This window comes from Parvularcula marina, from assembly GCF_003399445.1.
In the GTDB taxonomy this organism is placed as follows: Bacteria; Pseudomonadota; Alphaproteobacteria; order Caulobacterales; family Parvularculaceae; genus Parvularcula; species Parvularcula marina.
The window spans coordinates 1,237,670-1,264,450 of sequence record NZ_QUQO01000001.1 but is presented as its reverse complement, the minus strand read 5'-3'; the positions used below and the strand labels follow the sequence as shown (position 1 = coordinate 1,264,450).

23 protein-coding genes and 1 tRNA gene are annotated in these 26,781 nt (G+C 60.7%); 17 read left to right on the top strand and 7 right to left on the bottom strand.

Features of this window, described 5'->3' with window-relative positions:
• The first annotated feature begins 115 nt into the window (after window positions 1-115).
• The 3 genes from DX908_RS05955 (at window position 116) to DX908_RS05945 (ending at window position 4,265) form a co-directional block, all read left to right on the top strand.
• Window positions 116-2,086 carry a hybrid sensor histidine kinase/response regulator gene (locus DX908_RS05955; RefSeq protein ID WP_116391497.1) on the top strand — a complete coding sequence of 657 codons (1,971 nt, stop codon included), beginning with the start codon at window positions 116-118 and terminating at the stop codon, window positions 2,084-2,086.
• Entirely contained in the window at window positions 2,083-3,378 is a 1,296-nt protein-coding gene (locus DX908_RS05950; protein ID WP_116391496.1) for a PstS family phosphate ABC transporter substrate-binding protein, read from the top strand. The genes DX908_RS05955 and DX908_RS05950 overlap by 4 nt, the downstream gene beginning before the upstream one ends.
• Window positions 3,379-3,743: 365 nt before the next feature.
• Window positions 3,744-4,265 (top strand): DUF1465 family protein, encoded by a 522-nt coding sequence (locus DX908_RS05945; RefSeq protein WP_116391495.1) that lies wholly within the window; start codon window positions 3,744-3,746, stop codon window positions 4,263-4,265.
• Window positions 4,266-4,269: 4 nt separating this feature from the next.
• Here the strand turns inward: DX908_RS05945 and DX908_RS05940 are convergent, their stop codons facing one another.
• From DX908_RS05940 to DX908_RS05920, 5 genes are all read right to left on the bottom strand, one after another.
• A complete protein-coding gene (locus DX908_RS05940) occupies window positions 4,270-7,572 on the bottom strand; it encodes an efflux RND transporter permease subunit (RefSeq protein WP_116391494.1) in 3,303 nt (1,100 codons plus the stop codon).
• Window positions 7,569-8,702 (bottom strand): efflux RND transporter periplasmic adaptor subunit, encoded by a 1,134-nt coding sequence (locus tag DX908_RS05935; protein WP_158548538.1) that lies wholly within the window; start codon window positions 8,700-8,702, stop codon window positions 7,569-7,571. The genes DX908_RS05940 and DX908_RS05935 overlap by 4 nt, the downstream gene beginning before the upstream one ends.
• A 93-nt stretch (window positions 8,703-8,795) precedes the next feature.
• A complete protein-coding gene (locus tag DX908_RS05930; protein WP_116391492.1) occupies window positions 8,796-9,218 on the bottom strand; it encodes a DUF2147 domain-containing protein in 423 nt (140 codons plus the stop codon).
• Window positions 9,219-9,325: 107 nt separating this feature from the next.
• A complete protein-coding gene (locus DX908_RS05925) occupies window positions 9,326-12,136 on the bottom strand; it encodes a phosphoenolpyruvate carboxylase (RefSeq protein WP_116391491.1) in 2,811 nt (936 codons plus the stop codon).
• A gap of 104 nt (window positions 12,137-12,240) precedes the next feature.
• Entirely contained in the window at window positions 12,241-14,331 is a 2,091-nt protein-coding gene (locus DX908_RS05920; protein ID WP_116391490.1) for a M13 family metallopeptidase, read from the bottom strand.
• A 136-nt stretch (window positions 14,332-14,467) separates the two neighbouring features.
• On the opposite strand from DX908_RS05920, the gene hisG reads away from it, so the two are divergent.
• From hisG to DX908_RS05905, 3 genes are all read left to right on the top strand, one after another.
• On the top strand, window positions 14,468-15,364 hold the full coding sequence (gene hisG / locus DX908_RS05915; protein ID WP_116391489.1) for an ATP phosphoribosyltransferase: 897 nt from the start codon (window positions 14,468-14,470) through the stop codon (window positions 15,362-15,364).
• Window positions 15,365-15,443: 79 nt separating this feature from the next.
• Window positions 15,444-15,518: transfer RNA gene (locus tag DX908_RS05910), tRNA-Thr, on the top strand.
• 108 nt (window positions 15,519-15,626) lie between these two features.
• The gene (locus tag DX908_RS05905; protein ID WP_116391488.1) at window positions 15,627-17,201 is read left to right on the top strand and encodes an aldehyde dehydrogenase (NADP(+)); all 1,575 of its coding nucleotides are present in this window, start codon (window positions 15,627-15,629) and stop codon (window positions 17,199-17,201) included.
• Window positions 17,202-17,221: 20 nt separating this feature from the next.
• Here the strand turns inward: DX908_RS05905 and DX908_RS05900 are convergent, their stop codons facing one another.
• Entirely contained in the window at window positions 17,222-18,607 is a 1,386-nt protein-coding gene (locus DX908_RS05900) for a hypothetical protein (protein WP_116391487.1), read from the bottom strand.
• Between the two features lie 295 nt (window positions 18,608-18,902).
• On the opposite strand from DX908_RS05900, the gene DX908_RS16290 reads away from it, so the two are divergent.
• The 4 genes from DX908_RS16290 to hisD are packed head-to-tail and all read left to right on the top strand — an operon-like array spanning window position 18,903 to window position 22,149.
• Window positions 18,903-19,088: a hypothetical protein gene (locus tag DX908_RS16290; RefSeq protein WP_116391486.1), complete on the top strand. Its 186-nt coding sequence runs from the start codon at window positions 18,903-18,905 to the stop codon at window positions 19,086-19,088.
• Window positions 19,089-20,354 carry a UDP-N-acetylglucosamine 1-carboxyvinyltransferase gene (gene murA / locus DX908_RS05890; RefSeq protein ID WP_116391485.1) on the top strand — a complete coding sequence of 422 codons (1,266 nt, stop codon included), beginning with the start codon at window positions 19,089-19,091 and terminating at the stop codon, window positions 20,352-20,354.
• 50 nt (window positions 20,355-20,404) lie between these two features.
• Window positions 20,405-20,854 (top strand): DUF2948 family protein, encoded by a 450-nt coding sequence (locus tag DX908_RS05885; RefSeq protein WP_158548536.1) that lies wholly within the window; start codon window positions 20,405-20,407, stop codon window positions 20,852-20,854.
• Complete coding sequence (hisD, locus tag DX908_RS05880; protein WP_116393004.1) at window positions 20,854-22,149, top strand: histidinol dehydrogenase; 1,296 nt, start codon at window positions 20,854-20,856, stop codon at window positions 22,147-22,149. The genes DX908_RS05885 and hisD overlap by 1 nt, the downstream gene beginning before the upstream one ends.
• On the opposite strand, the gene DX908_RS05875 is transcribed toward hisD, so the two are convergent.
• Window positions 22,146-22,988 carry a class I SAM-dependent methyltransferase gene (locus tag DX908_RS05875; RefSeq protein ID WP_116391483.1) on the bottom strand — a complete coding sequence of 281 codons (843 nt, stop codon included), beginning with the start codon at window positions 22,986-22,988 and terminating at the stop codon, window positions 22,146-22,148. The two genes, hisD and DX908_RS05875, sit on opposite strands and share 4 nt — an antisense overlap.
• A 75-nt stretch (window positions 22,989-23,063) precedes the next feature.
• On the opposite strand from DX908_RS05875, the gene DX908_RS05870 reads away from it, so the two are divergent.
• The 7 genes from DX908_RS05870 to yacG all read left to right on the top strand — a co-directional run bounded on the left by DX908_RS05870 (window position 23,064) and on the right by yacG (window position 26,780).
• Window positions 23,064-23,501: a helix-turn-helix domain-containing protein gene (locus DX908_RS05870; protein ID WP_116391482.1), complete on the top strand. Its 438-nt coding sequence runs from the start codon at window positions 23,064-23,066 to the stop codon at window positions 23,499-23,501.
• Window positions 23,502-23,581: 80 nt separating this feature from the next.
• Window positions 23,582-24,076: a UPF0262 family protein gene (locus DX908_RS05865; protein WP_116391481.1), complete on the top strand. Its 495-nt coding sequence runs from the start codon at window positions 23,582-23,584 to the stop codon at window positions 24,074-24,076.
• The gene (locus tag DX908_RS05860; RefSeq protein WP_116391480.1) at window positions 24,076-24,489 is read left to right on the top strand and encodes an arsenate-mycothiol transferase ArsC; all 414 of its coding nucleotides are present in this window, start codon (window positions 24,076-24,078) and stop codon (window positions 24,487-24,489) included. The genes DX908_RS05865 and DX908_RS05860 overlap by 1 nt, the downstream gene beginning before the upstream one ends.
• Before the next feature lie 73 nt (window positions 24,490-24,562).
• A complete protein-coding gene (gene infA, locus DX908_RS05855) occupies window positions 24,563-24,781 on the top strand; it encodes a translation initiation factor IF-1 (protein WP_031550659.1) in 219 nt (72 codons plus the stop codon).
• A 13-nt stretch (window positions 24,782-24,794) separates the two neighbouring features.
• Window positions 24,795-25,397, top strand: coding sequence for a Maf family protein (locus DX908_RS05850; RefSeq protein WP_233508637.1), 603 nt, complete (start codon window positions 24,795-24,797; stop codon window positions 25,395-25,397).
• Window positions 25,394-26,626, top strand: a complete 1,233-nt coding sequence (locus DX908_RS05845; RefSeq protein ID WP_116391478.1) for a ribonuclease E/G — start codon at window positions 25,394-25,396, stop codon at window positions 26,624-26,626. The genes DX908_RS05850 and DX908_RS05845 overlap by 4 nt, the downstream gene beginning before the upstream one ends.
• Complete coding sequence (yacG, locus tag DX908_RS05840; RefSeq protein WP_116391477.1) at window positions 26,613-26,780, top strand: DNA gyrase inhibitor YacG; 168 nt, start codon at window positions 26,613-26,615, stop codon at window positions 26,778-26,780. The genes DX908_RS05845 and yacG overlap by 14 nt, the downstream gene beginning before the upstream one ends.
• Window position 26,781 lies beyond the last annotated feature (1 nt).

Genomic DNA, 26,781 nt, shown 5'->3' with positions numbered 1-26,781 from the left:
AACTCTCAGAAACAGAGTTTCAGATTCATTGAAAGAAATTCAGCCTGTTAACGAAAAAGGAAACGCCATCCTCTAGAAAAACGTGGGTGGAGATGAGCAGTTGGTAGCAAAGTAAATGACCACGGCCACGGAAAAACTCCGCCGCATCTTCAATCTGCGTTATGCAATCGCAATCGCATTGCTTGCAGCTGCGGCATGCGCCTCATTCGGGCTCAATTATCGGCTGTCCATGATGGACACGAACCGGGCCATCGCATTTACCCTGATCAGCGCCCAGCAGACCGATTCCCAACGGATCGCGTTTCTGATCACCAGTATCGAGACGTCTGACGATCCGGTCGAGATCGAGAGCTATTTTGAAGAAATGCGGATGACGATTTCCCGCATGCGCAGCAATCACGACATTCTGGTCGGTGCGTCTTCGGAAAGCGCGAGGATCTCTCGGTTCATTGCGCCATTGCATGAAATCTACATGTCCGGCGAGACGCCGTTTGACATCCGTGTGCGGTATTTTCTCGAACAAGCCTCGGATATCTCCCGGCTCGATTACGGAACCGAAGAATGGGCCGCTTCCGCAGGTATGCGCGAAGAGGTCATCACCGCGGCCAAGGATAACATCCTTCAGACCCATGCGTTGATGAGCCTGATCCTTGAGGCGCAAGCCATTCGGATGAACAGTGTCGAGAAGGGGATGGGCATTATTGCGTGGCTTGCAACGCTTGCCCTGATCGCGCTCATTACCTTGCTGATCTTCCGTCCGCTGGTCCGTCACGTCCTTAAAGCCGTGACCGAGATGGAAGACGCCCAGACTGTGGCGAGTGAAGCCGAGCATGCAGCTAATGAAGCGAAAGAAGCCAAAGGGCATTTCTTTCAGGCCGCCTCACATGAGCTGAAAACGCCGCTGAATGCCATTGTCGGCATGACGGATGCGATCAAGGAAAAGGGCGATCTGGGGCTCGATGTTGAGCTTGAGCAAATCATCGCAGCGAGCGACCAGCTTCTCAATCTTCTCAATAATATTCTTGATACGCACAGATTGTCTGATGGCCACCTTGCGCTCGATGAGCGGGACTTTGCGCTGCGTGAGGCCGTTGAGCGTCCGCTGAAGCGCATTATGTCCCTTGCCGAGGCCAAAGGCATTGACTTCAAGGCACATATCGAAATCGACGACGACTGTATTGTAGAAGGTGATGCGCAACGCCTTGAACAGGTTATCACCAACCTTGTTGATAATGCCGTTAAGTTCACGAATGAAGGCGAGGTCACTATCGATGCGAAGATCATCGATGATGACGAAGGTCCGAAGACTGAATTTTCTTTATGCGTAAAAGACACCGGTGTCGGTATTCCTGAAGAAGATCTTGAAACCATCTTCGAGCAGGCGGTTGTTCATACCTCCATGCTGTCACGCAATGGCGGTCTGGGGGTCGGTCTGGCGCTTGTGCGCGCCATTGCCTCAAGCATGGGCGGATCGATCGATGTGACATCGGTTGAAGGCGAAGGCAGTACCTTCACGCTCAGCCTGCCGATGAAGAAATCCGCTGAAAGCATGAAGCCCAAGGCGGAGGCGGCAGTTTCTGAAACATCCGTTGAAGAGACCGAAGAAGATGGGGATGCCGTCGCTACCACTGAAGCTGGCGAGCCGACGACCGAAGAAAAAAAAGAGAAAGCCGAGACGCTACCAGCGGGCGGCTTCGATGTGCTCATTGTTGATGACAATATGGCGAACCGGATGGTCGCCGAGGCGCTCGTCAAACCGCTTGGGGCACGGACGGAAATGGCGGCCGATGGCCGACAGGCCGTCGATGCGGCGAATGAGAAGCAGTTTGACCTCATCCTCATGGATATCTCCATGCCCGTCATGGACGGCGTGAAGGCAACGCAGATGATCCGTCAGAGTGACGGGCCGAACCGCGAAACCCCGATCATCGCGCTGACGGCGCATGTGGGACCGGGGGAATGGTCCGGTCTCGGAGAGGTTGGCTTTAACGACATCCTGAACAAACCTGTTCGTAAGGAAGTCATCCAGCGCTGTGCTGAAAAATGGGTCCGCCGCCGTGATGTCGAAACGGAGAAGGCGGCATGAATTTGCTCCTCCTCGCCGCTGCTGCGCTTCTGACGTCTCCGTCACCGATCAGTTCTCAGGATCAGGTGACGATGGAGGGGTCTTCGACCATCGCGCCCTATGCGCGAGCGATGACACGGCTCTTGCGTCATCCTGAAATGTTGACCGTGGTCCAGAATGGCAGCGGGACCGGCATTGCGCGGCTTTGCAGCGGCAGGCCGCTTTCCCCCCAGATTGCCGCTTCGTCTCGGCCGATCAAGCCCAGAGAGATTGAGCGCTGTGCCGCCAACGGGATTGAGACACTGGTTGAAAAGCCGATCGGCCGCGACGGCATCGTGCTGGCGCAATCGGTCAAAGCAAAAGACCTCGAGCTGACCGTTCGAGATCTCTATCTGGCGACGGCGAATTATATTCCTCGTGCTGAGGATGATTGTGTTCTGGTCAAGAACAACAAGGTCAAATGGAAAGATGTCCGCTCCGACTTGCCGGATCGCGAGATCATTGTGATCGGCCCGCCGCGTAGTTCCGGCACACGGGATGTTTTTCTTGAAAAGGCTGTGGCGGTCGGCGCGCGCAGTTTCCACTGCCTTGCGGCGATCGAGCATTCGAGCCCTGATTATTTTGCCAAGGCAACGAAGATCCGGCTCGACAGTCATTGGGTCGATGGCGGTGAACAGGATGAGGCGGTTGCCCAGACTCTGCGCTATGTCCGCGATGCCATCGGTATATTCGGTTATGCCTATCTTGTTGATGTCAAGGACATCGAGGCGATCCCGCTGGATGGTGTCGAGCCAACCGTTGAGACGATTGCGTCAGGTGAGTATGAGTTAAGCCGCGGATTATATCTCTACGCGGATAAAAGGTCTTTCGAAGGGGATCACCCTGTGGCTGAGATCTACAGGGCATTTGGCAGCTTTGGTGCGATCGGGCCGGGGGGCTTTCTGACCGAGATGGGTCTTGTGACGACTGGCCATGCAAGCCCAGAGATGGAAATCGATACGCGCAAAGGTCGTCCTGCTCCCAAGAAAGCACCAGCCTCCGGGCATGGAGAAGGGCATCACGGCGATGAACATCAGGCAGCGGCATCACATGGGAATGACCATCATGAGACGCCGCCTCTGCCAGCAGCGCGGCTGAATTCGGGCGGACACGGTGAATCTGCAAAAGTGATGGCTGCCTCTCATCATGAACAAGCCAGCCATCATGAAGAAGAAGCTCAGCATGAGACGACCACTCATGAGGAACCGGCCGAGCATCATGAAGAGGCGGGGCATCATGAAACTGAGAGCCACCACTCGCCCTCCGGCCACTAGATGACTCATTCCGGGAAGAGGTCAGATTAGACCTTGGCAAAGCCCCCCGAACGGGGGTTGTGATTTCATCTCATCCGGCGTGCTCTCGCTCCGACGGCGAAAAGCGGAATCCTATTCCGGCTATTCGGTCGAGGCCGGTGCGTCATAATGGGCACCATGGCGCAACCTGCGCCGCACGGGTCTCGCCTGAATTCGCGCTAGAGGGAGTGGAAGGCTACTTCCCGGCGCTTGAAGGGAGAAGAGTTCGCCCGCCGGTTGCTGGCACAGCGGTTGCTGATACCGGCTGTGAAAACAACAGTATACGGGACCGCCTCAGACCGTTATGATACGAGTGAGGGGTCTGGGCAGGACCAAGGGGACGATGAATGACGGTCGTAGGCGCTGATCGGGCTAGTGGAACGGAATATGGCGGCAGGCTGCAGCCATTCGTCCGCTCAAAGGTCTTTACCAATCTTTTCGCACACGGAATGGAACTCGTTGAAGAGACCGCCGGCTATCTCGATAATGGAGGCCGTCAGGCTGCCAAAGAACTGAGCCGTGACGATGCGATGACCTATGCAGGCGTCTCCATGCGCCTGACCACCCGCCTGATGCAGATTGCATCCTGGCTGCTTGTCCTGCGCGCCGTGCGCGACGGTGAGATGACCGAGGACGAGGCTCGCGACGAGAAATACCGTATCGGCCCGGCCGAAAGCGTTGATCGCACGCCACATGATCTTGATGTGCTGCCTGAGCAGCTTGTCGAGCTGATCGGCGAGACGGACACGCTTTACTCGCGGATCCGTCGTCTCGACTGCGATCTCTTCGTGACCGCGTCAGTTGACGACATTGAAGGGGATGCGAAGGGCCGTCTGGCGGCACTTCAACGCGCCTTTACCGAGCAATAAGCCCTTACTCCGCTGCCGTGCGGTAGGGTGTCTCGCCATCTTCGGATTTTTTCCGGCCCAGATGCCGGCGCATCTTTGGCTCCTTGTCGAGGAGCCAGTGATACGCCTTTGAAATCCGTGTGCTGAGCACAGCCGGGGCGGCGAGCATCACCGGCGTGAATAGAAGTGTCAGCAGGGTCGAGAAGCCAAGGCCGTAGACGATGGCTGAGGACAAGAGCACCCACCAGTCGGATGTCTCATTGCCGATGCCGAGCCGGGCCGCGCCGAAATTGATGTCGATTTCGAGCATCATGGGCATTAGCCCGATAATCGTCGTCACCGTCGTCAAGAGGACAGGGCGCAGGCGCTGAGCGGCAGTCCGCACCGCTGCTTCGTGCACGGAGAGGCCCGTCTTGCGCAGGCTGTGGAAGGTGTCGATCAGCACGATATTGTTGTTCACCACAATCCCAGCGAGGGCGACGATGCCGATGCCGGTCATGATCACCGAGATGTACTGACCCGATACCGCCACGCCGAGCAGGACCCCGAAGACGGAGAAGACCACCGCCGTCAGTGTCAGGAAGGCGTGATAGAAATTATTGAACTGCAGAAGCAGGATGACGGCGATCATGAACATCGCCGCGATCATCGCGCCAACAAAGAAGGCCGAGGATTCTTGGGTTTCTTCAGCCGCGCCATGCAGCCGGACCTGAAGCCCTGCGCCGATGGCCCGCTCAAGGAAGCCGCTGTCGAGATATTCCGTGATCGCGGCCGTTGCCTTGTCCTGGGACACTTCAAAGCCGCGGACGGACGTATTGGCATTGGCTTTGACATCAATAACGCGGCGACTGTCGCGCCGTGTGATGCGGTCAACCTGCGGCTGGGGCACCTGCCGGGCGAAATTGGCCAGCGGGACATTACCGCGCGGGGTGGCGATGTTGATATTCGTCAGCCCACCAACTGTGCGTTCATCAGCTGGATAGCGCAAACGGATATCCAGTTCCTCGTCAGAATCATCGGGCCGGTAGGTATCTACGATCAGCCCCTCCGTCCCAAGCTGGATCGCAGCGCCGACATCCGCAACGGAAAGCCCATAGCGGCCGGCTTCTGCACGGTCGATCTCGAGCTGCCATTCAATGCCGGGCAGGGCCTGATTGTCCTCGATATCCATGAAGGTCGGAATGTCCTGACCATTGATGTCGGTCGTGTTGCTTTCAAGAAAATCCCGGATCAGGAGACCGGCGGCCTCGGCTTTCTCAAAATCATCCGCCGTGATTTCGACCTGCACATCCTTGCCGACCATTGGCCCCTGTTCGGGCAGGCGCACCTCGACAATGACGCCGGGGACATTGGTGGTGTTCGCTCGCAAGTCCTCAACGACGTCAAGGCTGTGCTGGCGATCAGCATAGGGGATGAGGTCAAGATTGATGAGGGCGATACTCTCCGCAGGCGTATCATTCTGGCGGCTGATTTCCGGGCCGGTCTGAAGATAGGCATTCTCCACCGCCGAGTGGGAGACGACGCGCGCCTCGATTTCCTGCGTGATCGAAAGGACTTCTTCCTGAGAGAGATTGCCGCGGCCCTGCACGATGACGAGCACCTGCTCTGAATCAACGCGGAGGAACTGCTCCACCTCGACATTGGCGAGGGTGAAAATCTTCTGGCAAAACATGACCGTCAGCAGGCCGAGGACGGCAACGGTGACCGGCTTGCGCGCTAGCCAGTCGACGCTGCGGGCATATTGACCGGTAAAGCCGCGCAGCTTGGTCGGGTCGACATTGTCGAGATCGACCTTGTCGCGGCCTTCGCCCTGACCCTTGATGTTGAATTTGCGTTTGATGGCCTCAGGGATCGCAAAGGCCGAGCCGATAATCGGCAGGAAGATGAGGGCAACGAAAAGCGAAGCGCTCAGCACAAGGATCAGAGTGATCGGAATCCAGCGCAGGAAATAACCCTCAATCGAATTCCAGAACAGGAAGGGGACGAAGGCGGCGAGCGTCGTCGCGGTCGAGGCGACGATCGGCCAGAACATCCGCGTCGAGGCATCAAGGAACGCCTCACGCCGGTCTGCCCCTTCCGCCATGCGGCGGTCCGCCAGCTCGACAATGACGATGGCGCCATCAACCAGCATCCCGACGGCCAGCACCATTGAGAACATGACGAGGTTGTTGAGGGTAAAGCCAAAGAAACCGATCTGGGCAAAGCCGATCAGGAAGGAGGCGGGGATCGCGATGCCGACAAGGACCGCCGAGCGGATGCCCAGAGCTGCCACAACGATGATCATGACAAGGATGATGGCAAGTCCGATGGTCGAGGTCAGGCTCGAAAACATGCCGCTGACATAGCTCGACTGATCGCCGATGAAATCGGTGCGGATCGTCGATGGCCAGCCTTCCGCCATCAGTTCGGTCTCGGTGACGACGGCTTGCGTGACTTCAAGAAGGTTCGCTTCGGTCTGTTTTGAGATATTGATGCCGATGGCCGGCTGGCCATTGAACAGCGCATAACCGGTCGGCTCTTCGAAGGTCCGGCGGATATCGGCGATGTCGCCCAGCGTGATGACACTGTCTTCGTTCGAGCGGATCGGGATTTCACCGATACCGTTCAGATCACGGAAGAGGCCTGGGACTTTGACGCTATAGGCGCCGTCCTCGAACCGCAGGGTACCGGCGGTGACCAGCGCATTGTTGCGGCGGATGGCGTTGCTGATCTCGCCGGGGGTCAGGCCGAAGGTCTCCAGCGTCTCAGCGCGGATCGTGATCTCGACCTGCTCCTCGCGCGAGCCGATCAAATCGGCTTCGAGCACGCCGGGAATGGCGGTCAGCTTGTCTTCAAGCTCCTTGGCTGCACGAAAGAGGGCGCGTTCGGGGGCTTCGCCTGAGAGGATGACGGTGATGACGGGGAAGAGCTGTTGCGCATTGAACTCGGCGACCTGTGGTTCTTCCGCACTCGTTGGATATTTGGTCTTGGCCCGGTCGACAGCTTCGCGCACGTCGGAGACGACCTGATCCATATCGAGGCCGGGTTCGAACTCAAGCGTGATCGCAGCGGCGCCGTCAAAGGCGACGGCATTCATCTCTTCGAGGCCTTCAAGGCTCTGAAGCTCTGTCTCTGTTGGGCGGATCAGCAGGCGCTCGCCATCTTCGGGGGAGACCCCGGGTAGGGGCAGAAGGACTTGCACAAAGGGCAGCGGGATATCCGGGTCCGCCTCACGTGGCGCATGGCGATAGGTGCTCAGCCCGATCAGCGACAGGACGACAAGCGCCAGCATCGCGACTTTGGCGCGCGCAAAGGCCGCCGAGACGAGAGGGTGGTGGCCCGAATTCACTCGCTGGCCTCTTGTGCGAAGGTGACGGTGATCCCGTCACTGACATAATCTTGCCCGCGGACGATCAGGGAGGCCGCTTCATCGAGCCCGGTGACATAGGCGCCGCCTTCGGCCTCGCCGATAATGGTGACGGGCATGAAGCGCACCGTGCCGAGCGGCAGGGTTTCTTCGTCATCTTTGCGGCTCTCGCCGGAGGGAATAACCGTCCGTACACCCAGCACGCCTTCATCGCTGTAGACGAGGGCGTTGCGCGGGATCAGGGTCGAGGCTTTGGTCCCGGCGGTGACGGTTGCGCGGGTTTCAATCCCTTCAGGGATGCCTGAAGCGTCTTCGGCAAGAAGCTCTACACGGAATGTCCGGGTGGCAGGATCAGCCACATCCGAGACGAAGCGAACCTCTGCATCGAATTCGCGTTCGTCGATCAGGCGGACATGCGCCTTGTCCCCAACCGAGATGCGAGCGGCATCGCGGGCGGGCACGCCGCCAGCCATGATCATGCGCGAGAGATTGGCAATGACGGCGCAGGGCGCGCCGACAGAGAGGACATCGCCGGGCTCGGCGATCATCTCCGCAACCAGCCCGTCGAAAGGCGCGGTCACCGAAATATTGCGAAGATCATCTGAGGCGCGGGAGAGGGCGGCTTCGGCCGCATCACGCGCAGCGCGGGCCTGTTTGAGGGCAGTGTCCGAGGCAAAGCCCTCGGCGTGGAGAGTCTGGGCCGCGTCGAAATCGGCCGACGCTTTGGCAAAGGCCGCTTCGGCTTCGGCGCGGGTGGCCTGACGGCTGTCCGCCTCAAGACGGCAAAGGACATCGCCACGCGAGACCTCGGCGCCCTCATCATTGACGATGCGCGCAACCCGGCCCGGCGTTTCGGCCCGGACATAGACCCGCTGGGCGGCTTCAGTCCGGCCGGAAAAGGTGAGGGTTTCGGCTCGCGCTTCGCCCGAGACGTTGCGGACAAGCACTGTAAAGGGCGGGCGCTCGGTCTCAGTTGCGGCTTCGGTTTGCTCCGAGCCGCCGAATATCGTGCCGATCGCGAAGTAAAGAACGACGACGGCCAGGATCACAAAGGCGGAAATGTAAGAGGACGGCAATTGTCGCCGGCTTGTGCTTTCAGTCTGGTCGGTCACTACTCTTCGGGTCCTCTCTGGCCCGGTCAATTCTCAAGCACTGCTCCCTAGCATCAGAGGGTTAATGACCGAATGGCATGAAGCGAATCCGCGTCAAGGCGCCTCAGTCCAGCGCAATCCTTTGCAGATAGGGCCGACACAGCCTTTGACCAGTAATGTGCCGTCCGCTTCGAGCTCAATTTTCGAGGCATAATGTTTGCCGTTTTCGGGATTATAGAGCTTGCCGTCCTTCCAACCCGCATCGGTGCGGACATAGCCGCTGAGGATCATAACTCCTTCGAGGCGGCGGCCACGAAGCTCGGGATCCTTGTTGTGATCGTCGGTGAAGACATTTTCCTGATCGGGATCGATCCAGACGACGCGGCCGCAGGGGCTGCCGTCACCGCAATCATAGATCTCGACGATGGATTTCTCTTCCTGTGTGTACCAGCGCCCGGCGAAATCAATGGCGCTGTCCGCGGGCGCATCATCGGCGCCGATGATGCCTGCCATGAGAGAAAGAAGGAGTGCCGTCATACCGTCCCTGCCATGCCTGTGCTGCCCCGCAGCAAGGATGCGGGAACAGGCCCGCGCGCGCAATGGGCGGGGCCTGTTCTAACTGGATTTAGGTTATGCCGGGGTGCCTATCCGATGGCGGCGTAATGGTTAGCGATGCCGATACTGATCCGGTGATTAAGCTCGCCGACCCGGCGGAACTCCCGGCGCAGATCGCCGCCATTCATCTTCTCGGGCGCTTTGGGCCCGGGATAGGTGGCATATTCGGACAGATTCTCGACGGCGAGCAGGGCCGGGTCCGGGCCTGCTTCATCAAGTGCGCGGGCGACCCCTTCGAAATCAAGCGACAGCACCCGTTCGAGCACTTCACGGCGCGGCAATGTGCCGTCCGCGGAATGGGCCGGCAGGCGCGCGGCGAGAAGGAAGCTGTGCTGAAGGAGGGCGAGGCGCACTGCATGGAGGAGGTCGAGGGACTCATCGGTCTGACCGGAGAGGTTTGCTGCATCAAAGCCCATCTCGGCGAGCGCGCGGCTGAGCTGGATCGCGTCAGACCTCAGCCTTGCGGCAAGCTGGGTGCCGGCAAAATAGCGGCTGTCATCGGCGAGAGTCTCGGCGAGGACCGCGCAGGCATCTTCCAGCTCAGGCTCTTGGCCGGACAGCGGACGTGTCGCCCAGAAGGAGCCCGAATAGATCGAGATATAGGCAAGGAAGATCTTCATGTCCGAGCCTTGACGGGCACGGTTCACCAGCCGCATGATCCGGTCAAAGCGATCTGAGTCCTGACGAAGCTGGTAATAAGCTTCGGGTTCAACCGCGATCGCCTGTCCCAGACCGCCCATGATGTTGGCAAGAAAGCCAAGCTGCTGGAGCATGCCATTATGCGGAATGGCGCGGATGCGGCGCAGTGATGTCTCTTCATCCGCATGCCGGTCAAATTGCCGTTTCGATTTGCGCGAGCCGGTCTGGGGGAGGAGCGGCAGGCCGATCGTCCCCAGCGCAAGGTTATAGGAAGGATCGCGGAACAGCTCTTCCTGCCGGCGTTTGACGGCATGGTAGAAATCGAGGCTGGCGCTGGTGCGCTGATAGAACGGGTCTTCGGCCGTCGGGGTTTCCTCGGCGATACGGATCGCGCGCAGGATCCCTGCAAGCGTGCGGCGGGCGAGGCAGTCATTGGTGAACCAGACATAGCCGTCACCGCCCTGATAGCTCTGCTCATGGGTCAGGTCGATATTCCGGTCCCGGAATTTCGCGCGTGCCCAGGGAGAGAGCGCATAAAGGCAGCGGTCGACAATGCTGTCGGGGTGCGCGCCCCGGCCCATACTGTCGCCATGGGTATCGAAGATGACCGCATCGAGATCGGCGAGGCGGTGCTTGGTCATCGCATCGGCAAGCTGGCCTTGCAGCCGCTCAATGGCGAGGCCAGCGGGCACTTGTCCCATGAACCGTCCGGCATCGGAGAAACCCGTCTCGATGCAGATCCGTCCGCGCTTTCTGGCCTGATCGCGATAGGGGGCCTGCGCAAGCAACACATCAAGGATGCGGCGGCCCCGGTCGAGACTGACCGCGGTTTCAAAAAGCGGGCAGACATCGACATGTGAGGCCACGCCAAAGCGCTTTGCCTGATAGATCGCGGCGAGCACGGTCAGTGGGTTCTCGCATTCGGCAATCAGCAGGCGGATCGGCGCATCAGCATCGATATGCTTGATGATCTGCTTCATGGCGATGAAGAGGCGGGCAGACGCGCCCTGTTCAACCGCCAATGAGCGGAAATTGACCGAGACTTCCTTCACGCCGGCGATCAGGCGGGACATCTCATCGAGGGGACCACGCCCGAAAAGGTCCTGCCCGGAGGAAAGCTCAAGGATCGAGCGGGCGGCGTGGCGCACCTGGGCAGCGTTGAGGCGGAAGTGAATATCACCCATGCCGAGCCGGAAGGTCCGCATCCCGGCGGCGATGGCGGCTGTCTCCAACGCGACATCAGCATCATCCGTACTGGCCGTGATCTCATCCAGCTCGGCGATAACACCTTTGAGCGAGGTCAAATTGTCCTTGTCATCGGTCAGGGCGTTTGCCGCCGTTATCAGCCCTTCGGCGGTCGTCAGGTCTTTTGAGAAAGCCTCGACATGGGCATGCGCGCGAGCGGCAGCCGCAGCCACGGTCTCGGTGATCGAGGCAACGACCGGGCCCAAGGCTTCAAGCTGGTCTTTATAAAGATCGAGCCGGATCGCCTTTTCGTGCACGCGGTGCCGGATGACAGAACCCCAGCCGATATCGGTGCGGCCATCCATGTCGTAGCCGATCCATGTCGCAAGACCGATTGGCGCAGGCGTCAGCTTCTTCCAGTCATCGGGGAATTTTGCACGGCCCTCGGCAAGGACCGCGCGATTAAGGTCATGCACGGCGGCGGCGGCATGGCGCAGGGCGGCTTCGGCCTGCTCATGCTCAAGGCTGAGCGTGATATCCGGGTCGGGAAGCCCTGCGCCTTCGGTGGGTTCGGTATTGTCCGCTGCATGGTCGGCGAGCCGCTCGCGCGTCTTGCGGGCAAGCGCGAAGGTCGGATGGCCGGTGAAAACAAGCGTCTCGTGACGACGCGACCAGAAGGCGGCGAAGGCATCAAAAGAGGTGAGGTCGAAGGAGAGCTGCTTGACGGCGGCGGGCACGGCTTCAGTGCCGGGAATAATCCCGTCCGTAATCAGATAATCCCTCGTGTGACGGCAACGGCCGGCAAAGGCCTCCAGATCAAGATGGTCGACAAGCTGAGCCAGATCATCGAGCCCCAACAGGCCGGCTTCCATGTCACGCGACAGGCGCTGCGACAGCTCGCGCACCGGATTGCGTAACGGGTCCTCGACAATCTGCCCCCGGAGTCTCGTGAGATCCTTGGTCAGGCGTTCGGCCAGAACTGCGCCGGGGCTGGTCTCGGATCGGGTCGGGGCCATACTTGTCCTCTTCAGATGCTCGGATGAGAGCGCTCACATGAAGGGGCAGCGCCCCTGCCGTCAACCGGCAAGGCCACTGCCCCTAAGAGATGATAAAGGGCCTGTTACCAGATCTGAACGCGGTCTTCCCTGGGCAGGTATAACTCATCGTCTTCGGTGACGTCGAAGGCGTCATACCAGACATCCATGTTCCGCACGACACCATTCGTCCGGAATTCCGACGGAGAGTGGGAATCGCTGACGAGGCGGCGTTTGAGCTCATCCTCGCGGTATTTACGTTTCCACACCTGCGCCCAGGCCATGAAGAAGCGCTGATCGCCAGAATAGCCATCAAGGACGGGGGCTTCCTCCCCGCCAAGAGACAGTTTGTAGGCGTCATATGACATGGTGACCCCGCCAAGGTCGCCGATATTCTCACCCATGGTCAGCTCAGGGTTCACAAAGAGCCCTTCGACCGGCGAATAGGTCGCATACTGTGCGCCGAGCTTGGTTGAGCGTTCGGTGAAGCGGGCGGCATCATCGCTCGTCCACCAGTCGCGTTGCAGGCCGGTACCGTCCGCCTTGCGGCCCTGATCGTCAAAGCCGTGGCCGATCTCATGGCCGATCACCGCGCCGATGCCTCCATAATTTACTGCCGGATCCGCATTCGGATCAAAGAACGGCGCCTGCAGGATCGCGGCCGGGAAGACGATCTCGTTCCGGCTGCGGGAATAAAAGGCATTCACGGTCTGCGGCGTCGTGAACCATTCTTCCCTGTCGACCGGCTGGCCGAGATTGGAGATCATGTCCTCATAGCCAAAGCGGCCTGCCCGGATCGAATTGCCATACGCATCGCCGCGCACGACTTCGAGGCCCGAATAATCGGTCCATTTTTCCGGGTAGCCAATCTTGGTATTGAATTTGGCGAGCTTGTCGCGGGCCTCGGCCTTGGTTTCCTCGCCCATCCATTCAAGCTCATCGAGACGGGCGGCAAAGGCGGTTTTGAGATTGTCGACCAGCTCTTCCATCTGCGCCTTTGATTCAGGCGGGAAGTAGCGCTCGACATAGACCTGACCGACGGCCTCGCCCATGGCGTTATTGACGGCTGAGACGCCGCGCTTCCAGCGCTCACGCTGCTGCGGCGTGCCGGAGAGCTCGCGGCCATAAAAGGCAAACTGCACTTCGTCGATCTCGGTCGGCAGAACAGAGGCGTTCGACGACAGCGCATGGATCTTCAGATAGTCCTTCCACACCGCAACCGGTGTATCGGCGAAGATCTTTGCGGCGGCCTGAATGGCGTCGTTCTGGCGCAGGACATAGCTGTCCTGTTCGCCGATCATCATCTTGTCAAAGATCTCTGCCCACGGAAGTTCTGGGACATAGGCCTGGATTTCATCAAGCGTGTAGGGATTATAGGTCAGCTCTGCCTGACGGCTTTTGGACGGCGCCCAGTGCACCTCCGCCAGTTTTTCCTCCAGCGCATAGACGGCAGCGGCCCGGTCGCCCGTATCCTCAACGCCGGTAAAGCCCAGCATCGCATTGAGGAAGTCCATATAGGCGTCGCGTTTGTCCTCGAATTCAGGCTTCAGGTAATAATCCCTGTTTGGCATGCCGAGGCCCGATTGCGACAGATAGGTCACATAGGTCTCAGGGTTCTTGTTATCGACGCCGACATAAAGGCTGATCGGCGTGTTCGAATTATAGTCGATCTCGGCAAAGGCGAGGGCGACATCGTGATGGGTTTCAAGCCCGTCATAGAAATCAAGCTGGCCCTGAATGGGCGCGAGACCCTTTTCATTGATCGCATCGGTGTCGAGATAGCTTGCGTAATAATCGCCGATCTTCTGCTCGATCGAGCCGTCACGCGCATTGGACGCAGCAGCATCCTCGATGATCGATTTTACTCTGGCCTCGGAGCGTTCAAAGAGGACGGTGAAGGAGCCATAGTTTGAGAACTCGGCAGGGATTTCGAACCGGTCCAGCCAATTGCCGTTCACGTAGCGGAAGAAATCATCCCCCGGATCGACGGCCATATCCATGTCTTCAAGGACGATGCCCCAATCACCGAGTTCGGCCCTGTCGGATGCGACGGTCTCGACCTCAGCAGTCCGGGCAACTTCGGTGGGAGCGGAGGTTTCGGCTACGTCCTCGGCCGGTTCGTTTGAACAGGCGCCAATTGCTAACAGGCCGGCGCTCGCCATGAATAGGTTCTTCATCGATGGTTCCTCTCGGGTTGATAGGAGGCTCCCCCTAATATTCTCGCCGTTCACTTAGGAAAAATCGGGCCGCCTTACCGAATATCGATATGAGCTGATGCTTGTTCAGAAAGCAAGCCCCCTCTAGAGGGCGGCCATGTCCAAAGAAACCGATTCCCCGCGCCTCCGGCTCGCCGTCCAGAAGAAAGGACGGCTGGCAGACGACACGTTCGACCTGCTCGCAAAATGCGGGCTGAAGGTCCGGCATGGCCGCTCGCGCCTGTTCGCGCGGATCGATGAACTGCCGATCGATGTCCTGCTGGTGCGGGATGACGACATCCCCGAACTGGTCGCCAGCGGGGCGGCGGATGCCGGGATCGTCGGCGGCAATGTCTTTGAAGAGGATCGCCTGACCCGCGACGGCGAGGGCGCCGTCATTGCGGATGCGCTCGGCTTCTCGCGGTGCCGCCTTTGCGTCGCGGTTGCGAAGGGTGAGGCCTATGCGGGTCCGGCCTATTTCTCGGGGAAGAAGGTTGCGACCTCCTATCCGGGGCTACTCCAGTCATGGCTCGAAGAGAGTGGCGTGAAGGACGCGCAGATCGTCCTGATGCATGGCGCCCACGAAATCGCGCCCCGGCTCGGGCTCGCCGATGCGATCTGCGACATCGTCTCGACCGGCGCGACGCTTGATACCAATGGGCTCAAAGTGGCGGACACGATCTATCGTTCCGAAGCCCTGCTGATCGCCGCGCCCGGGCTCGATGTGGCGAAGGCGGAAATGCTCGGCGCGCTGAAAGGCCGGATGCGCGGGGCGCTCGCCTCCCAGCACGCCAAATATGTGATGATGAACGCGCCGCGCTCGGCCATCCCGGCGATCACGGCCGTCCTGCCGGGGGCGGATTCACCGACGATCCTGGAGCTGGCAGGCGAGGGCGACATGGTCGCCATCCATTCGGTCTGTAACGAGGATGTCCTGTGGGAGCATCTCGCCGAACTTAAATCCGTCGGCGCGAGTGCGATCCTCGTCCTCGATATCGACAAGATGCTGAACTAGCGGGCTGACGGTAGGGCAAGCGAGAATTCTTCGTTGACCCGCCGCATGCCCAACCCTATAGCGCCTCGCTCGAAGGTCCGCTGCCGTAGCTCAGGGGTAGAGCACTCCCTTGGTAAGGGAGAGGTCGAGAGTTCAAATCTCTCCGGCAGCACCATTTCTCTCATTTTACGCCTCTCTGTACCGCCCGGTTTTTCATCGGCGGGCATCCTGCTAGGCGGCTGCAAAGCGCAAATGTGAGCGCTAGCATCAGGGAGTGAGCGGCATGGCCATCGAAGGCGTCAATCTGATCGGGGGCGAAGCGCGTCAAGGGAAGGGCCCTGAATTCTCAGGCGTTGCCGCGGCGAGCGGCGAGACGCTGGCCCCGGTCTACCGCGAAGCCTGTCCCGGTGATGTCGCCGAAGCCGCCCGCCATGCTGGCGAAGCGTCGCCCGTTTTTGCCGCGCTAAGCCCCGAGGCGCGGGCGAGTTTCCTTGAGACTGTCGCAGACAGGCTGGAGGCGGCGCGGGCGGAAATCGTGCCCCGGGCTATGGCCGAAAGCGCGCTTCCTGAGGCTCGCCTAAATGGCGAGCTAGGCCGGACGATTGGCCAGTTCAGACTGTTCGCCGAAGAGCTACGCAATGGCGAATGTTTCTCTATACGGATCGATCCGGCACTGCCTGACCGGGCGCCGCTGCCGCGCCCGGATATGCGCCTGCGGAAAATCCCGCTGGGGCCCGTCGCCGTCTTCGGCGCGAGCAATTTCCCGCTGGCTTTCTCCGTGGCAGGCGGGGACACAGCCTCCGCGCTGGCGGCGGGATGTCCGGTTATTGCGAAAGCGCATCCCGCTCATCCGGGCACGTCGGAACTGGCGGGTAAGGCGATCAATGAAGCGGTCAGGGTACATGACCTGCCAGCGGGCACTTTCGCGCTGGTTCATGGCGGGGTTGAGATCGGCACGAGCCTTGTGTCGGCCCCTGAAATCAAGGCTGTCGGCTTTACAGGCTCGCAGGCTGGCGGGTTGGCGCTTGCAGAAGTGGCCGCCGCCCGGCCGGACCCCATTCCGGTCTATGCGGAGATGTCGAGCATCAATCCGGTCGTCATCCTGCCTGCCGCGCTCTCCGCGCGTGGTGGAGAGATCGGGGAGGGGCTGGCCGCCTCAACGACGCTCGGGGCCGGGCAGTTCTGCACCAATCCGGGTCTGGTCTTCGTCATCGATGAGGCGGAGGCGGACTATCTGGCTTTCCGCGATGCGGTGGCCGCGGCGATTGGCGGCAATGAAGGCGCCGCCATGCTGACGGCGGGGATCGCGTCTGCCTATCAGGATGGGGTGGCGGCGCTGGCAGGCCATCCGGACGTGAAAGAGCTTGCGCGCGGGGCGGCGGTCAATCCCTGCCAGCCCGCTGCGCTGATGGAGACGACAGCGGCGGCCTTCAGGAATGATATCGCTCTGCACAGGGAAGTTTTCGGCGCTGTCTCACTGATCGTCCGTTGCAGCGGGCTCGCGGATGTGTTCACAGCGCTTGCTGCGATGGAAGGCCAGCTTACCGCGACCCTGCAGATGGAGGATACGGATATGGAGGCGGCGCGCGATCTGTTGCCGCTGCTGGAACGAAAAGCCGGGCGCATCCTCGTCAACGGCTTTCCGACCGGGGTCGAGGTCTGTCACGCCATGGTGCATGGTGGGCCTTATCCGGCGACAACCGATGCGCGGACGACATCGGTAGGCACTCTGGCTATCGACCGCTTCCTGCGGCCGGTCTGCTATCAGAATTTTCCCGAAGGGCTGCTGCCCGAGATGCTACGGGACGCAAATCCCGATGCCCTACCGCGCCGGGTGGACGGCAAGCGGGAAGGGTAGGCCCCGCCCGCAAAGACCGGTCAGCTTGCGCCGGTCCCGAACCCGCCGCCGCGCATTTTCTCTTGGCGGATACGGTCTTTGTCGCGCCGGACGATCTCGCCGATTTCGACATCAAGGCCGATGCTGGAGAAGCGCGGCCAGTCATCATCGCCGATCCAGCGCTTGATCCAGCTATTCTGCACAGAGAACTTCTTGCCGGTTGAGATATAAGTGATCCATCCTGCGATCACGATCGATGCAATCCCGATCCCCAGCTGAAGATTGGTCAGTGCCGGACCCATACGATACATCAGAAACAGGATCGCTCCAGCCTGCGCAAAGAAGACACCAAGCGAGATCAGGTTGCCGATGGCGTCCGACCAGCGGCGGAAAACGCGGATGCGCTGCATCTCCGATTGAAGGAACTTCTCGATATATTCGATCCGCTTGGGGTTCCACATGGCAAGCCGCGTCCACCACCTTGCGCGGTCGGTCCATTCGGCGCCTTGTGAGTTGGCGCCGGAGAATTCTTCTTCCGAGATCGCCTTGTAGAAGCGCGTGAAGTTCTGCCTAAGAACGTTCAGCCTACGCTGGATCTTGGCGTTCAGCGTCTGCGCATTGCCCTGCATCACTTGAGTGAGCTGCTGGTTCAGAAAGGACAGATGCGTCCGTGCGACAGCCATGGCGCCGAACAGGCATCCCAGACTGAGGATGATCTCAAGACTCACAAGGCCAGAAGTGAAAAGACTTCCCTCTGACCCGCCCGACGTTTCCGCCGGACGCGTTTTGATCAAGACCGTCGCGATAAATATCGGCAGGACCAGAAGGATGCTGACCAGTGCCTGCCAGATCCGTTTACGGAAGATGCTGAGCCACTGATTGCGGCGGACGGATATGTGATAGGCGGAGATGAATGCCCGCACATCCATGTCGCGCGGGAATTTCGCCTCGATCATCTCGTCATTGATATCGGCAAACCAGATCCCGTCGACCAGATCCTCGTTTTCGAACCCCGGATAATAGTCGATGCGGAAGTTGAAATATTTGTGCAGCTCCGGATCGTATTTGTGCCGATCCTTGAACATTTCGAGGTCTTCGGGTTCGCGCTCGATATCGGCGTCGTCACTGTATTTCCAGTAATTCGACTGCTGGGAACGGCGCAGGAAGCTCTTGGCCTTCCGCCATCTCTTTGACGAAAGTGGCAGGCGGCTGCCGTCACTCTTTTTCAGGCGGCGCGTGGTCTCTGCCTGGTTCGGGGCGCGGTGAGAGGCGTGATTCTCGGGATCGGGATCGGGCTCATCCGGCCAGTTCCGGCGATCATCATGATCCGCCTCAGGCGGCTGACCTTCTGCGGCGAAACGCTTCAGCGCGGCTTCGGGCGGTTCATTCCTGTTCGGGGGCGGAGAATTTGTCTTTTCACTGTCCATTTGTGCCCCCTTCAAATTGGAGCATAAATTAGCCGCAACATCCTTGAGTTGCTAGAGCTTGTGTTGATGACCAATATCCAAGCCTTCTGTTTTAGGATTTTTTGAGTCCGTATAAAAACGGCAAAGTATTGTTTTGATAGAGACTTTCTGAAACTGCCCAGTGATTTTTCTGCAACGGTCGCGATCTGAAAGCGGCTCTTTGAGCATAGTCATTTCTGTTGCCGGCCAGATGATGTCCCCATGCGAGGAGGAGAATCGCGCGGCATTGCGTAAGGTGAGGGCGATTCGCTATCACATGCCCCTTGGATTTGGTGGTTACGGGAATTCGGCCATGACGGACGAGGACAAGGCGCCAGCACCGGCCCCGAAGGCGCCGACGCGCAAAAAGGAGCCCGCCTCGCGTGAGGACCGTCTCGGCGAAGCGCTCAGGGCAAATCTGCGCCGCCGTAAAGCCGCCGCAAAGGACCGCAAGAAGGACTGAATGGATAAACTAGCAATTATCGGAGGCCGCGAGCTCTATGGTGAGCTTGCCATCTCCGGCGCCAAGAACTCCGCCCTCAAAGTGATGGTGGCAGCCCTTCTCACAGCCGACACGCTGACGCTCGAAAATGTGCCGGACCTGGCAGATGTCCGTCAGCTCATTCAGCTTCTGACCCATCTCGGTGTCGAGGTGGAGCGCGAGGGCTCCACTCTAAGCCTGACAACAGGGGACATCTCTTCGACCGAGGCGCCCTATGACATCGTCCGCAAGATGCGGGCGAGTTTCAACGTGCTCGGACCGATCCTGGCTCGTGAAGGCAAGGCCCGGGTGTCGCTGCCCGGCGGTTGCGCAATCGGCGCGCGCCCTGTCGATCTGCACCTAAAAGCCCTCGAAGCGATGGGCGCCCAGATCGAGCTGGATGAGGGATACGTTATCGCCACGACCCCGAACGGCTTGCGCGGGGCGGAGATCACTTTCCCCTTTGTCTCTGTTGGCGCGACCGAGCATTCAATGATGGCCGCGGCACTGGCGGTTGGCGAGACGGTCCTGATGAATGCGGCGAAAGAGCCGGAGATCATCGACCTTGCCGATTGCCTCATCGCGATGGGTGCCCGGATCGAAGGCGCGGGCACGGAGACGATCCGCATCAAGGGCGTCGCGTCACTTCACGGCGCCACCCATCAGGTCGTGGCCGACCGGATCGAGATGGGCTCCTACGCCATGGCCGTGGGTGCCGCGGGCGGCGAGCTGCTGCTCAAGAACGGAAGGCGGGCGTTGCTCGGCGAGGCGGATGTGATCCTCGAGCAGGCCGGGCTGACCCTGAGTGATGAGGAAGGCGGGCTTCGCGTCACCAAATGGGGCCGCCCGACCGTCGGCACCAATGTCGAGACCGCGCCGTTCCCCGGCTTTCCGACCGATCTTCAGGCGCAATATATGGCGCTGATGTCGCTCGCCGATGGCACTAGCGTCATCTGCGAGAAGATTTTCGAGAACCGATTCATGCATGTGCCCGAGCTGATGCGGCTCGGCGCGGACATCCATATCGACGGGCAATGCGCGACGGTGAAGGGCAAGAAGGTCCTCAAAGGCGCGCCGGTCATGGCGACGGACCTTCGGGCATCGATGTCCTTGATCGTGGCGGGCCTCGCGGCCGAAGGGCAGACCATGGTCTCCCGCCTTTATCACCTCGACCGGGGTTTTGAGCGGCTCGATGAGAAGCTGCAATCAGTCGGCGCGCTGGTCGAGAGGGTGAAAGACGAGGACTGACCTCACTGCCCCCATTCCCCTTGAGGGCGGGACACCCTATGTCCCCTGCCATGAGCACAAAAAACTATATCCCTCTCGCCATGCTGGCTGCCGATGGCGAGGATCTCGAAATCGTCTCCTCAGTCCTGCAGGACGCCGTCGCGAAGATCGGCGACCTAGGCTGGTTCCCGAACCAGCGCCGTTTTGCGTTCGTTGCGAACCGTTTCGTCTGGGAAGACGGCGTCAAGCGGAACCACGGGCCTTTCCTGCGCGTGCGGACGGGCGTCCATTTCGATGATGTGACCCGTGTACGGACGAAATCCGTCAGGCTCGATGCAAAAGAGGCAGTCATCGACATTCTTTCGGTCACCTATGAGGGTGATGAGAATGGCGGAACGATCACGCTCAATCTTGCCGGGGGCGGGGGCATTGCCCTCGATGTCGAGGCGATCAACGGCACGCTGAAAGATATCTCCGATCCGTGGCGGACCGCCAAAAAACCCGATCACGGAGCCGAATGATGGCCCGCCGCCTCGACATGCAGGCGGCAGGGTTCGAGACGGCATTCGCCGAACTCCTGTCCCTCAAACGCGAAAGCTCCCCTGAAGTGGGTGAGACCGTGCGCGGCATCATCGCCGATGTGCAGGCGCGCGGCGATCAGGCGCTCCTTGAGCTGACGGAAAAATTCGACGGTTATCGCCCGGCGAGCCTGCGGCTGTCTGCTGACGAGATTGATGAACTGGCGGCGAAAGCTAATCCGGAGGCGGTGGCGGCGCTGGCACGCGCGGCGGACCGGATCCGCGCCTATCACGCGCTGCAGACACCGCAGAATGAGCGCTGGGAAGATGAAGAGGGCGTCGTCCTCGGCTGGCGCTGGACGCCGCTAGATGCCGTCGGGCTTTACGTGCCCGGCGGGCTCGCTAGCTATCCCTCCAGTGTGCTGATGAATGCCGTTCCGGCGAAGGTTGCAGGCGTTGAGCGCCTTGTGATGGTCGTGCCGACCCCGAAGGGCGAGGCAAACCCGCTGGTCTTCGCAGCGGCAAAGATCGCAGGCGTTACGGAAATCTACCGCGTCGGCGGGGCGCAGGCCGTGGCCGCGCTGGCCTATGGAACAGACAGTATTGTGCCGGTCGACAAGATTGTCGGGCCCGGCAATGCGTGGGTCGCGGCGGCCAAGCGCGAGGTCTTCGGGCAGGTCGGCATCGACTCGATTGCAGGGCCTTCCGAGATCCTTGTGGTGGCAGATGGCGAGAATAATCCCGACTGGATCGCCGCGGACCTTTTAAGCCAGGCCGAACACGACCCAAGCTCACAAAGCGTTCTTATCACGGATGATGCGGCATTTGCGGGCCGGGTCACGGCCTCCATCGAGGCGATGATCGGGAAAAGCCCGCGGACCAAAATCACGCGCGCCGCATGGGACGATAATTCAGCGATTATCCTTGTGCCCTCGCTCGAAGAGGGGATGCCGCTGGTCAACCGGCTGGCACCAGAGCATTTGGAACTCGCGGTCGAGGATCCCGAACTCCTCCTGCCGCTGGTCCGGCACGCAGGGGCGATATTCCTTGGGCGTTATACGCCGGAGGCCGTTGGCGATTATGTGGCGGGTCCGGACCATGTTCTTCCCACCGCCCGGGCGGCGCGGTTCTCATCCGGCCTCTCAACGCTCGATTTCCTCAAACGCACGAGCCTGATTGCCTGCACGAAAGAGGCGGTGCGTGCCATCGGCCCTGACGCCGCCACCCTTGCCGATGAAGAGGGCCTGTGGGCCCATGGCGAGAGCGTGCGGCGGCGGCTTGAGGATGAGCCTCACTAGGCTCTGGCGCTGATGTCCCAGCAGGCGGCGGTAAAACGCACCGTTTCTCCGTCCACGAAGGGCCTGAAGGCTTCATGCATGGCCGCTGTCACAGTTGCTTGCGTTGCCGCATCCAATTGATCGAACATCCGGCCGACAACGCCCAACCTTTTGAAATAGAACTCCAGCTCCGTGGCGGGGAATTCGCACTCGAAATCGAGTGGCGTGAAAGATATCTCCTGCCAGCCGCTTTTCTCGAGGATCGTCCGTACCAGTTCCTCTCGGGCGAAGGCGAACTGGCCGGGCGCGTCCGGGTCAAAGGGCGGCAGGTCAGGGATATAAGGCGCAGCCGCCTTGATGGCGGTCGTCATGAAAGGATTGTCTTCAGGGGAGCGCCACACGACGCATCTGAGGTGACCTTTATTCTTGGTGGCACCGCGAAGATTGGCGAATGCCCGGACGGGGTCATCAAAGAACATGACGCCAAACCGGGAGGTGACCATGTCGAACTGCTCCGCTGGCAGAGGATGAGTTTCGGCATCGGCCCGGATGAACTCAGCGTTCACACTGGCCTCGCGCGCGCGGGCCTCCGCAGCGGCGATCATCCCTTCGGAAATGTCGATGCCTGTGCAGGTGCCGTCGGGCCCAAGCGCGCCCGCGATGGCGAGCGTGGTCGCGCCCGTCCCGCAGCCAACATCAAGCACGGTCTTCGCACCGGCCTTGCGGGCGGCCTCGGCAAGTAGCGTCTCGACGGGCTCAAACATACCGTCGAGGAGGGCCTGCGCGGTGACCCAGGTAAGGGCCGCGCCGCTGTTCCAGTCGTTCTTTCTCGTCTCGGTCTTTTTGGGTTTCTCGGTCATGTGCGTCCTTTGCGGGCTTGCCTATGTGCAGTGTGAGGGACATTCTGCCACTTCAAGCTGACTTGAGGTCAAGAGGTGTCTGCGCTCGATATATCAGAAGTCTCAAAACGGTCGGGCGTGCCTGCCTCTACCCTGCGATATTATGAGGAAAAAGGCCTCATCCGCTCGGTCGGACGGCATGGGCTCAAACGGGTCTTTGATGCGGACATCATCGACCGGCTGTCGCTGATTGCGCTGGGGCAGGCGGCGGGGTTCTCTCTTGATGAAATCGGCCTGATGCTCGCGCCCGAAGGCGCGCCCCAGATCGACCGGCAGGCGCTGCTCGACAAAGCCGAAGAGCTTGAACGAACCATTCGTAAGCTGACGACCATGCGGCGGGGCCTCCTTCATGCCGCCAATTGCGGCGCGCCGAGCCATATGGAATGCCCGACCTTTCTGCGGCTGGTCCGCGCGGCGGGCACCGGGGCCTATAAATCTGCGGCGAAGGAGGGCCGGGGCAAGCTCAAAGCCTAGAACGCTTGCGCGCATTCACGGCTTGTGAAACCTTCTCTGCTGCGTTGCAGCACGCAACGACAGAATGAGAAAGAAAAACCATGTCCGGCGCACGCCATCTTGCGTCCATCCAGATTGACGAGGCGAGCCTCGCCGCGCGCGGGTCGGAAATCGACCATGAGCGCAAAGTCGCGATGCATGACCTGCTCGCTGACAATGCCTTCAACCCGGTCGGGGTGGAGCATGGCGGGCCCTATGCGCTCAGCCTTCTCGAGCGTGACGGTCGTCTGGTCTTTGAAATCCGCTCCGAAGACGGGGAGGGGCTGGCCGCCCATCACCTCTCGATGTCGCCTTTCCGGCGGCTCATCAAAGACTACTTCATGCTGTGTGAGACCTATTACGATGCGATCCGCGCGGCGATGCCCGAGAAACTCGAAACCATCGACATGGCCCGCAGAGCCGTTCACAACGAGGGAACGGAGCTGCTGATCAAGCGGCTTGAAGGAAAAATAGAGCTCGATTTCGAGACGGCGCGGCGGCTTTTCACGCTGATCTGCTCCATCTCCCTACGGGCCGCGAACAGGGGAGATCAGTGATGGCCGGGGCGGGATCGATCCTGTTTGCCTGCAACATGAATTCCGTCCGTTCCCCCATGGCTGAAGCACTCGCGAAAGACATTCTGGGGCCGGAGGTACACATCGAGAGCTGCGGCGTCTTTGCCGGCATTCTCGATCCCTTTGTCGCGCGCGTGCTAGAAGAAGAAGGCATCCCGATCCCCTCGCGTGATCCCCAGACCTTCGCCAAGGTCGAGGTCGACAAGTTCGATCATGTGATCGCCCTGACCCCCGAAGCTGCCGCCGAGGCCCGCCGGGCGGGCGCGAAAGTGACCTATTGGGATACGCCCAATCCAACCGATGTCAGAGGCTCGGACCTTGATGTTCTTGCGGCCTACCGGACCTGCCTTCACGGCTTGCGCGCGAAGATCAAAGAGGCGTTTGGGGAGGGGTGATCCCTAATCCCGCCTTGACGTATCGCCCGGCAGCGCCCAAATGCCACGCCTTCTCGGTAACCAAAGGGATCGCATGGCCAAGGAAGAATTGCTCGAGTTTTCAGGAACGGTGGAGGAACTCCTCCCCAACGCGACCTTTCGCGTGAAGCTTGAGAATGACCATGAGATCATCGCCCACACGGCGGGCAAGATGCGTAAGAACCGCATCCGGGTGCTGGCGGGCGACAAGGTGCTGGTCGAAATGACCCCTTACGACCTCACCAAGGGCCGGATCACCTATCGCTTCAAGTAAGACGGGTGCCGTTGTGACCGGCCCCAGATTTATCCTCGCAAGCGCGTCGCCCCGGCGGCGGCAATTGCTCGAGCAGATCGGGTTTCCGCCCGACGAGATCCTCCCCGCCGATATTGACGAGACCGAAGCGCCCGGCGAGCTGCCGCGCGTGCTGGCGGGCCGTTTGGCCGCAGAGAAAGCGGCCGTGATTGCGGGCGCGCATCCCGGCGCGGTGGTGCTGGGGTCAGACACGGTGGTGGCGGTGGGGCGCCGCATTCTGCCCAAGACGGAAACCCGTGAAGAGGCTGCGGCCTGTCTCGATCTTCTTTCCGGGCGCGCGCACCGGGTCTTCACCGGCATCGCGGTCGCAGGGCCGGGCGAGGGTGTCCTCCGCCAGCGGATCGTTGAAACGCGCGTGAAGGTCAAACAGCTCTCCGCGCAGGAGCGGGCCGCCTATCTCGATTGCGGCGAATGGGCCGGCAAGGCGGGCGGCTACGGTATTCAGGGCGGCTTCTCCGCGTTTATTATTCAGATTGTAGGCAGCTATTCCGCCGTGGTCGGATTGCCGCTTTATGAAACCGCAAATCTTCTCTCGGCGGCGCTGGGGCGGTCTGTGAATTTCGGGAGCTCCAAATGAGCGCCGGTCTCCTGATCGAGGAAACGCCGCTCTCCGTCCGCATCGCGCGTGTGGAGGATGACGAGGTCACCGCCCTGCGGCACTGGTTCCCGGGCCGCGCGGACCCGATGCTGGGCGCGCTCTATCGCGCGAAAGTCACCGATGTCGATAAGCGCCTCGGCGCTGTCTATCTCGATCTTGGGGGCACCAAAGGGTTCTTGCGCAGGAGCGGCCCTCTGCCCGTTGTCGGGCGTACCCTGATCGTTGAGGTCAAGCGCGAGCCGATCGGCACCAAGGGCGCGGATGTCTCGGACAAACCCGTCCTGCGCGGCGCCATGGCAAGCTGGCGCATTGGCGATGAGGAAGAACGGGCCGGCCCGCTGGGGGAAGACACCTTCCCGCCAGAGTTCAAGGCTAAGCTTACCCCGGAAGGGCCTATCGGCCTGATTGATCCTTTCGCGCCTCTGTCCCGCCTGATGCTCGGCCTGCTGACGAGTGAGATCTCCTTCATCGAGGTGACGCGGGCCGACACAAAGTCCCGGCTCGCGGCAGGGATGCCGTCCGATTTCCCGATTGATGTCGGCCCCGCGCGAGGGATCGCCGAATGGCTTGATGCGGCAGAGGAAGAAGCACTGGCGCGCAGCCATGACCTTCCCGGCGGCGGCAGGCTAACGATTGAGGAGACAGAGGCGCTGTTCGCTGTCGATCTCGATCTCGGCTCGCAGGGCGGGCAATCCAAAAAAGGCGCGGGCACGAAACTGCTGGGCGAGGCGCTCTCAACGCTCGGGCGGATTGGCGGCGTCATGGGCCTTGGCGGGCAGGTCATTATCGATGTGCCGCGCGGGGCGATTGCCGCGCCAAAGATCGTCCGTGACCAGATCACACGGGCGCTCAAACCGCTGGGCCGGGTCTCGGTGCCGGCGGTCACGCCAGAAGGGCTGTGCACGATCATCGCCCCGCGGCCACGGCCGTCATTGCGCGAAATCCTGACCGAGCCAGGGACGGACACTTTCCCCGGCCGCCGCTTCTGCGCCGATGTCATCGCCGCAAAGGCGTTCCGCGCGGCTGAACGAGCGCTGGAAGAAAACCGCACGGGCCAGGTGACACTCTTTGTTACACAACGCGCCATAGCGTTGCTTGATGAGGCGGGTAGTCCGATGCACGATCTGACTGCGCGTTTTGGCCCCCGCCTGCGTGTCGAGGCCCTTGGAGACGGAGACCCCCACGGAGACTTCCATGTCAAAGCCTGACCCCAAATGCCCGATCTGCGGCAAGTCGGCCAGCAAGGAAGACTGGCCGTTCTGTTCAGACAGGTGCCGCAAGGTCGATCTCAATCGCTGGCTCTCAGAGGGCTATGCGATCCCCGGCGCTGCGGATGAAAGCGCGCCGACAGAGGAGGACTGAC